Annotated in this window: 7 protein-coding genes; 4 read left to right on the forward strand and 3 right to left on the reverse strand. The window is 24.9% G+C overall.

Going from position 1 to position 9,270, the window contains the following annotated elements:
• Positions 1 to 632: 632 nt before the first annotated feature.
• The 3 genes from RI01_RS01325 to RI01_RS01335 all read right to left on the reverse strand — a co-directional run bounded on the left by RI01_RS01325 (position 633) and on the right by RI01_RS01335 (position 4,205).
• Entirely contained in the window at positions 633 to 2,243 is a 1,611-nt protein-coding gene (locus tag RI01_RS01325; RefSeq protein WP_017192860.1) for an ABC transporter permease subunit, read from the reverse strand.
• 271 nt (positions 2,244 to 2,514) lie between these two features.
• On the reverse strand, positions 2,515 to 3,348 hold the full coding sequence (locus RI01_RS01330) for an amino acid ABC transporter permease (protein WP_017192861.1): 834 nt from the start codon (positions 3,346 to 3,348) through the stop codon (positions 2,515 to 2,517).
• Between the two features lie 125 nt (positions 3,349 to 3,473).
• The gene (locus RI01_RS01335; RefSeq protein ID WP_017192862.1) at positions 3,474 to 4,205 is read right to left on the reverse strand and encodes an ATP-binding cassette domain-containing protein; all 732 of its coding nucleotides are present in this window, start codon (positions 4,203 to 4,205) and stop codon (positions 3,474 to 3,476) included.
• Between the two features lie 1,051 nt (positions 4,206 to 5,256).
• On the opposite strand from RI01_RS01335, the gene RI01_RS01340 reads away from it, so the two are divergent.
• The 4 genes from RI01_RS01340 to RI01_RS01355 all read left to right on the forward strand — a co-directional run.
• Positions 5,257 to 6,144: a hypothetical protein gene (locus RI01_RS01340; RefSeq protein ID WP_017192863.1), complete on the forward strand. Its 888-nt coding sequence runs from the start codon at positions 5,257 to 5,259 to the stop codon at positions 6,142 to 6,144.
• A gap of 360 nt (positions 6,145 to 6,504) precedes the next feature.
• Positions 6,505 to 6,978 (forward strand): hypothetical protein, encoded by a 474-nt coding sequence (locus RI01_RS01345; protein WP_017192864.1) that lies wholly within the window; start codon positions 6,505 to 6,507, stop codon positions 6,976 to 6,978.
• 395 nt (positions 6,979 to 7,373) lie between these two features.
• A complete protein-coding gene (locus RI01_RS01350) occupies positions 7,374 to 8,114 on the forward strand; it encodes a hypothetical protein (RefSeq protein WP_017192865.1) in 741 nt (246 codons plus the stop codon).
• 876 nt (positions 8,115 to 8,990) lie between these two features.
• Positions 8,991 to 9,270, forward strand: a 280-nt coding sequence (locus RI01_RS01355) for a hypothetical protein (RefSeq protein ID WP_152411623.1), incomplete at its 3' end; no start/stop codon positions are given.

Below are 9,270 nucleotides of genomic sequence, written 5' to 3' on the forward strand. Positions count from 1 at the left end.
ACTTCTTTTTCTAGACATTTAAAATCTCCTTTTATTTAATTTTTATTTAAATAGAAAAACAACTTTATTCACTTATCACCTACTCTTTCTAGTTTTTTCATTAACTTCTTTTATATGATCTATTTTTGTTTGCGTTTTATCTTTATAAATTATTTTTTTTAATAAATATTCATTTTTTTCTTCTTTATTATTTTGGGGTATTGGTTTTTGAGAATTATTATAATCCCAAATTATGAGTATTAAAACAATAATACTTATAATAAATATACTTAATCTGATTAATATTTTTTTATTTTTATAATTCATACTGTAAATTTATAATTCTTTTCTATTAATTTTTTTAATATTTTTGCTATTTGTTTTTTTGCGAGTTCGAAGTGTAAAAATTTGTTCTTTTGATGACGTTTTTTTAAGAAAATTCGAGTCCAAATAATCGGTCACAGTGGGTTCTATAATTCATTTCTTTTTAACCTTTTTTCATTTTGGAATTAATTTTTTAATAATTTAAAAAAATAAATTATTAAAAATCATTATACACAAAAAAAAAAAAAAACAAGTCCCGACGAAAAAGAACTTGTTTTTGATAAGTTGTTTAAAACAAAAAAGCTATGTTTAATAATTTAATTTTTAATTTAATTTTTATTAATTTTTTTACCAATACAGTTGGTAAGAGTGTTTAAAGTTAAATAAATAACACTAACGATCACGAAAGGAGTAATTTTATCATTAGTAAGAACAATATTACGTTGAGCACTCCATAATAAACTAGGTAACCCAATGATAGAAAATAAAGCTGTTTCTTTAAAATTAATAATTAGTTGATTCCAAACAAAAGGCATAGATCTTTTTAAAGTTTGTTTTAAAATAATATAATTGAAAACTTGTTTTTTTTCCATCCCTAAAGAATAGGCAGCTTCAATTTGCCCTTTATCTAAAAGTTTCATATTATTAACGAAAACACTAGTTAAAATAGCAGCATTATTGATTAAAATGATAATTAAAGCAGCATAAAAAGAACCTAAAGAATTTACTTTGAAAAAATTAAAATTAAGAACTAATAAATTATAAACTAAAATAACTTGAATAGAAATAGGAACCGCTTTAAGAACATATATTAAACTATCTATTAAAACAGAAAAGATGTTTTTTATTTTAAAAGATTTTTTGGCAGGTGATTCTACAGCAACATTGACTGATAACAACTTAATTTTGAAAAATAATAAAGATAATATAAAACCTAAAAGCAAGCCGTTAACAGCCAATAATAAAGAAATCAAAAAACTTTTATAATATGTTTTGAAAAAATTTGTTTTGGATTTGGTCGAATCGATAACCTTTTTATGTTTGTTAATTGCTGTCGGATGGTATTTGTCTTGATATGTTGTTTTGGACTTTGTTAAACAGTCTTTTAAAGCGACTTCTAATTCTTTTTTTAAACCTTCTCCTTTTGGACCTTTTCGCAAGAACATGCCTAAAGGAGGGACTTTTATGTTATAAGGCAAACCTGTTAATTTGAAAGCTTTGAATTTATCACGTTGTTGATTGGCGATTAAATCTACTACCGGATATTCTAATAAAAGAACGTCTGCTGTTCTGTTAGAAACTGACTCAGCACAATTTACCGCGTCCTCTTTTAAAGCTGTTTTTTTAGCTTTTGGCAAATAACGTTGTTTTTGCAAAGTATCGAAAAATTGAATATCATATATTGAACCGATAATAGTGGTTATTCTTTTCACTTCCTTTAAGTCATTTAATTTTATTGCATCCTTTTTCTCTTTAAACAAAGGATCATCTTTTCTAACAAGAATACCTAAATCAGGGGTATGATACTCAATAGATAACATTTGTTCTTTTCTTTCAGTTGTAACATTTAACATTCCGATAATAACGTCTACTGTACTCTGTTTAACAGCGTTTAATATCCCGGGAAAAGAGAAAGTTTTAATAATCAAATTCCTATTCATTTTGTCAGCTATTTCTTTAAATAATTCAATATCAGAACCGCTGATAAAATCGCCATTAATAGTTTCATGTCCATTCTCTTTATTGGTTCCGTCAAAAGCGAAAGGTGGAGCGTTATTCACGATTCCTAAAGTTAAAGTTTTTTTTTCATCTTTTTTAACACCATTAGGCGGCATTAAGATATAAAAATTAAGCCAAACCAAAAGAATCGCTATTATCGTGCCGATGGAAATTTTTTTCCAATTTTTCATAAGATATTTTTTTAATATAAAAGTTTCCATAAAGTTACAATTATTCCTTCCGATCAATTTCGTTTAAATTAATTAGTTTCTTTTGTTAAAAATAAACAAATTAATTTAAACTAATAAAAGTTGAAAACAAGATATTCATTAATAATTTTGTCACTTAAATTAAATATTTATTTCGAATGCTAACTTTTAAATCAATCATTTTTTCTTCATCTTATTTTCCAATAGGATGGATTGTTATATTTCGATTGATTACTTTGTTCTTAAGATTATTCTGTTGTCATAATTATTTGTTCCCAAATAATTAATGTTTAGTTTTTTGATTGATTAAATCCGTCATACCAACTAACATTAAATAAAACAAACTTATTAAAAGATAAGGGGTAATAGTGTCAAAAGTAATCGAAACTTGCCTTTGGGCTGCGAAAATAAGACTTACTACTCCGATTATTTGAAATAAAGCGGTTTCTTTCAAATTAATAATAAACTGGTTCCAAATAGAGGGAATCGTTCTTTTAAAAGTTTGTCCTAAAGTGATATAACGAAAAACTTGTTTTTGGTTCATTCCTAAAGAATAAGCGGCTTCTATTTGTCCAGGATCTAAAAATTTAATATGGTTTAACATAATTTCTGTTAGATTAAAAGCTGTATTTAACATAATAACGATCAAACTGATTATCACTGGCCCTAAAGAACCTTTAAAAGATGGTATATTCACTAAAAAACTATAAAATAATAAAGCTTGAATTACTATGGGTATAGCTTTAAAAAAATTCATTAAAAAGTTAAAAATAACTGTTAATATTTTTTGCAGATAAATTAAACAAGTTCTTTTTCTTTTTATCCCTTCTTCAGAAGAATTTTTCCACATTGTTAATAATATAGCCAATAAAAAACCTAAAAAAAGACCGTCTATCGCCAATAATAAAGTAGTCAAAAAACCTTGTTTATAAGCTGGCAAGGATTGGTATAAGTTAAACCAAAAAGAAGGATCTTTCGTGGTCAAGTCAGAATTATTTTTAATATCCGAAAAAGATAAAACAGAATAATGTAGCCAAATAAAAAATAATAAAAAAATAGTCAAAAAAAATATTTTTTTGTTATTTTTTTTCCAATATGTTTTTATGTTTAAATCCATAAAATCTATCATTCCTTTTTTCTTATTTTAAATATTTATAAACGCTTTATTTTTTTGTTCGAAACGCTTTTTTATTTCAAAGCACATAGTTATAGCATTAAAAAGTATTTTTTAATTAAATGAGATCAAAATTCTTCAAAAAAAGATCTTATTTTAGGGTATTTATTAGTTTCAAAAATTTCTTTAGAAGAACCTTTTTCCACAATAACGCCGTTTTCCATAAAACAAACATTATGAGAAACTTTTTTAGCGAATTTCATTTCATGCGTAACAATAACTAGAGTAATTTCTTTTTGTTTAGCTAATTTTTTTAATATTTGCATTACTTCTTGAGAAGATTCGGGATCTAGAGCGGAAGTTGGTTCGTCCAATAAAATAACTTTTGGTTGCATACATAAAGTTCTAGCGATCGCGACTCTTTGTTTTTGTCCTCCAGAAATTCGTTTCACATCTACATCAGCAAATTTTTCTAAACCTACTTCTTTTAGTTTTTGTAAAGCATTAGCTTTAGCTTGTTCTTTACCCATTTTTAAAACTTTAACCGGCGCTAAACAACAATTCTCTAAAACAGTCTTTTCTTCGAATAAGTTAAAATTTTGAAAAACCATTCCTACTTGAGTTCGTAACTCAGATAAATTAACGTTCTTATCTAAGATGTTTTGTGAATTAATCAAAATTTCCCCTGAATCAGGTACTTCTAATAAATTTAAAGTTCTTAATAAAGTGGATTTACCGGAACCAGAATGACCTATAATAGTAAGTATTTCTTGGTTACGAATATTTAAATTAATATTTTTTAAAATGTGTTTTCCGTCAAATGATTTATTTAAATTTTTAATTTCTATCATGTTTTTCATATCTTTTTTTCTCCTTTGTTTTTTATCTAAATTTCATATATTTCGAATTACTTTATGAAAGTTTTTTTCTAACAAAAACGACCGTTTAAAAATCAAAATGTTTTTTTATTAAAAATGCATATTTTGGAAAAAGTTGTTTATTTGAAGGACTTGGTTATATAAAAAAAGAAAAAAGATTAATATTTTATGAACTATATCAATTCTTTGTCATCATTTATGCAAAACCAAAAAATAACTATTTTTACAATCATTATAACTTTTTAAAAAATTATTAAAATTGTAAAGTTTTTTATAATAAAAATATCAAATATATCTTAAATGATTAAATTTGAGATATTAATATTTATTTAATTTTATATTAAAATTTGTCATTTGTCAACATTAAAATATAATTATTTAGGTTAATAGTAAAATCGACTAGATAAATATTTTATTTAAACGTTTAAAAGTAGTTCAAAGAATTTCATTATCTTAAAATTTTATAAATAATAACCCTATTATTTCAATAAACTTGTTTATATTTGTTGAAAATAACATTTTCAAATATGTCAAAATAAAATAATTCTTTTGAGATATTGAAATGTAATGTATTCGTTAAAATAATATTTTACATTATTTTGTTTAAAAATCAAAATATTTTAATAAAAAAGATGAAAAAGTTTTTTTAATCGTTTATTAGGTCTTATTTAAAAGAATTTTTTTAAAATATCTTTTTTTATTAAAAATACCGAAAAAACATCTTTTTATTATTTGGAATTAAAATAGATCTTTTTTTTCTTTTACAACGGTTTTTACCTTACTGAAAAGATTATTTTTTTCATTAATTTTTTCCTTAAAAGTCGTTATTTGATGAACTGGTTCAAAAAAAATGTTTCATAACACTAAAAATACTATATAATAAAATAGATTTAAAGAATATGTTTTTGGAAATAAACATATTATTAATAGAATAAATTTTTTCTTCCATAAGAAACAAGAATTAAAATTTAAAAAAATTTTATTTTTATTTTAGCTATTCTATGCAAATATTATAGGAGAATAATAAAAAGTTATGAAAATGAATATTTTTAAACCTAATAAAAAAAACTTTTATATTATTTCGATTTTAGTTTTAACATCGGTGATTTTTTTATTAATTATTTCTAATGCTTTAGCCATAACACAAGATGCAATTACGAAAAAAACTAATAAAAAAATAGATGAAGTGTCCAATAAATTATTTGAAAAAATGGATTCATGGGATAAAGATCTTAAAGAAGATAAAGATAAAATGGTCAAAGATTTATCTGAAGCTTTAAGAGTAAAAATGGATAATTTAGAACATTCCCTTACTAAAGAATTAATTCCTAAACATTTAGAGCAATTAACCAAAAAAGCGGAAGGCAAAATAGAAGCTTTCAATACTCAAGAAATTACTCAAAAAATATTAGTTATTTTAGACCAAAAAGCAAAAGCTTTAGCAGATGATTTAGCTAAAACAATACAAACAGCGATCGACAATTTAGGTCAAAGTATTGAAAAAGATAAAAAATCATTAATGGATAATATTACAGGTAAAATCAACTCATGGGATAAAGATTTTAAAGAAGATAAAAAACAAATTATTGAGAAAATTTCTACAGCATTAGATAACTTAGAAAAAGCTACTAAAGCAGTTAAGGATAAAATGGAAAATATTGAAGATAATATTCATTTGAAAGATATTGTGGAAAGTTTAAAAACAAGTATTAATAAATTGCCGCCTCAATTAATTCAAAAAATAAAAGATTTGATAAAGGAGAATTTGCCGACATGGTTAGGGGGTACAACTCCAGACAACAAAAACTCCAATGTTGACGCCAATGAAAATAATCCTGCTTTACCAGCCGTCACCTCCAACACCTACAACTCTTCAGTTGGCAAAATAATATCGTTGTTTGGTCCGTGGTGGAATTCATAAAAAAATAAATTTACAATTCTTTTTTATAAAACTAAAACCGTTCTTTTTATAACGGTTTTTTTGCTAAATTGCTTTATATAATTTGATATTTATAAAAAGAGTAATATTATTATTTTCTTTGTTAATATTAGAATTAAAATAATTATAATATTATTGTAATGGTTTTAAAAATCATTACAATAATATTAATAAATATGTTTTTCTCCTTTTTATCGTAATAATTAAAATAAAAATTCAAATTCAAATTCAAAAATTAAATTAAAATTCAAACAATTAAACAATTAAATGTAAACAAGAGGAAAGATTATTAGAAACACCAACGATTCAAACAACATTTTAAAAATATCATTAATTGTCCCTTTGCTCGGCCTTTTATTATTTTTTATTATTTATTTTAGTTTTTTTTACAATAAAGAGCAAAAAAACGATTTTCCGACAGAAAAATTGGTTTCTGATGTACAAAAAAATTTAGAAGAGTATGTCGAACCAACATATTTTAACGATAATTTAGACAATCAATTTCAAGAAAAATTAGATGAAAATAAGTTAACAAAAGAAGAAGAGAAACAACAAGAAAAAATCATCATTGAAGAAAGTCAAAACGAAGAGTTAAATACAGAAGATACAATGTTAAATTCTGATGAAGAAGCAATCACAGATTCTAAAGGAAAAACCAAAAAAAATACAAAATGGAGTTTATTCAGAAAGAAATCCAAAAAAAATGATAAAAAAGATGAACAAGCCAACATCATAGAAAAAAATTCCGACTCATCCGAAGTAGAAGATAAAATTCAAGAAGAAATGACAATACAGCAAGAAAAAACGCAAAAATAAACATTTTATCATTAAAAAAAGACCTTTTTAATAAGGTCTTTTTTTTATAAATCATATCAGATATTTTTATATTATTTAATGATATAATTATAATGTTATGTAAATATTTTTATTAGAAAGGTATGAAAATATATATATATATATATCAAATTTGTTCTAACTGGATTAAAATATTATCCCCCTCAAAGAGAGGCGAATTAATTTTTTTGAAATCAAGAAACTTTTTTTTATTCTATAAATGAAACAACTTTCTCGCAAATTCCATAAAATGTATTTTTATGGTTTTTTACTACATATCTATTTTTTTATACAACCCATTAAAGAGAAAATTACAAAAATAATATTTTCATTTTTAGAGGATATTAATTTTCATTAGAAAGCATTAACAAAAAAATATGTCAATTCAAGGAAAAAAGGTTTGGAAATATTTTTTCATCTTTCTAACCTTTTCATTAATAAGTCCTATATACGGAATCACTCCTTATCATAATAAACAACCAGAAACGAAAAAAACAGTTTCCCCTATTCTTTACCCTTCTATAGAAAAAATTAAAAAAATGTTGCCGTTCATACAAAACGCAGCTTTTCGCCAACGTTTATTAGAACATGTTGTTAAAATGGTTTTCGAACAAATAGACAAGGAATATTATAATTTTCAGGAAAAAGACAAGAAAAACATTGATTTTCTTTTTCAAACCTTAGAAAATTATAATATTGTAGAAGAGTTTAGCGATACAATCGCTACGACCGTTTTTGACCCTAATGAATACCTTTTTGTATTTGTCGGAAACGCCAATGATTTAAAAAATTATCAAACATATTTACAACATAAAAAAAACAATTTTCAAGGCGGAATAGGGTATTTTTGGCGCAATTGGCAACCAGCTAATATGATCTTTGTTTCTAAAAAACATATTCAATTTTTAATTGACACATTAAGTCAAGTGATGTTTTTGGAAGAACAAATTAAAATCATAAATCAAAATCCTCTCGTTCAAAGTAGCGAAAGTTATAAAAAAAGTTTACAACCACAAATACAAGCTAACCAACAAGAAATAAAAATATTAAAAGAAGAATTAGGGCGAGAAAGATGCCTAAATATCAGCATAAATAACGAAATGCTGGACCTGCAATGATGGTCTAACTCATATTTTCGGTCTATAAAACGAAAGAATTATAAATTACAGCAGAAAATAAAAGCGCAAATGAGGGTCATCCTTTAATCCAACAAGAAGACGCAAGAGCAAACGATCAACACGGATAACTTCTGAAAAGGAGCTAAGAGCAACCAAAAGGGTTACAAATCATAACTTGTAGATAAAAATAGCTTTATTGCCGTTTATATCAACAATTTTGAGGTTTTTTAACGTATTTTAATTCGTATGTTAAAATCATTGTCATCGTTCTAGATGATGGAGTTAATTCCCACCTCAAACCTACCTGTCAGAAAATGTTTTATACCAAATAAGATATAATTGCTCAGGTCAGCTCGCCTAAATTGATTACGTAGATATTTAGAGTAACTTCTATTTCCCTAAAACAGAACCCTTTTTTAACTTGATAGTTGTTAAGGTTGTTGTCAAGGGAGAAGCAGAATCATAGTAGTCGTGAGAAATTGACAATTAATGCTGAAATGCATAAATATACTGACTCACCAAGGAGAGGGATAACGACCCTTACAAGGCGAAAGATGAAAAAATAGTAAGGCTATATTAATTTCTTTAAAAAAACATTTAAACTTATAAATGACTCCTATTTTTTTAAGAAAAATTGACATTAACACACTATTTTAACCGCCGTATGCTTGGAAACTTGCTTGTACGGTGGTGTGGGGGGCTTAGTGTAATAAACCCATTTTAAAATGTAAAACGCATTAATTCTATCCCGATATAAAATATCAAGATTTATATACACAAAAACAAGTAACCATCAATCAACAACGCCATGAAATAAATCTTTTAGAAACTAAAATACACCAACAAAACGCCCTTATTAAACGACAATCAACAGATATGGACGACAAAATAAGAGAACTAAATGTGGTTAAAGAACGATTTTTCCTGGCAAATCAAAACAATCTTTCCAACGAACAAGAAAAAAAACAATTAATAAAAAGAATTGATCAATTAATTCAAAACATCAAAGGACAAGAAAATATTTTATCTTCCCAACAACAAGAGATCGTTTCTCTTCAAAGAGAAAAAACAAGCATAGAGCAAAGGTTAACAGAAGAAATTAGTGCAATCCAATCTCAACAAAAATTGCAAAACGAAGAAAAAAAAAGTTTAGTGG

The sequence above is a fragment of the Italian clover phyllody phytoplasma str. MA1 genome, from assembly GCF_000300695.1.
GTDB lineage: Bacteria > Bacillota_I > Bacilli_A > Acholeplasmatales > Acholeplasmataceae > Phytoplasma.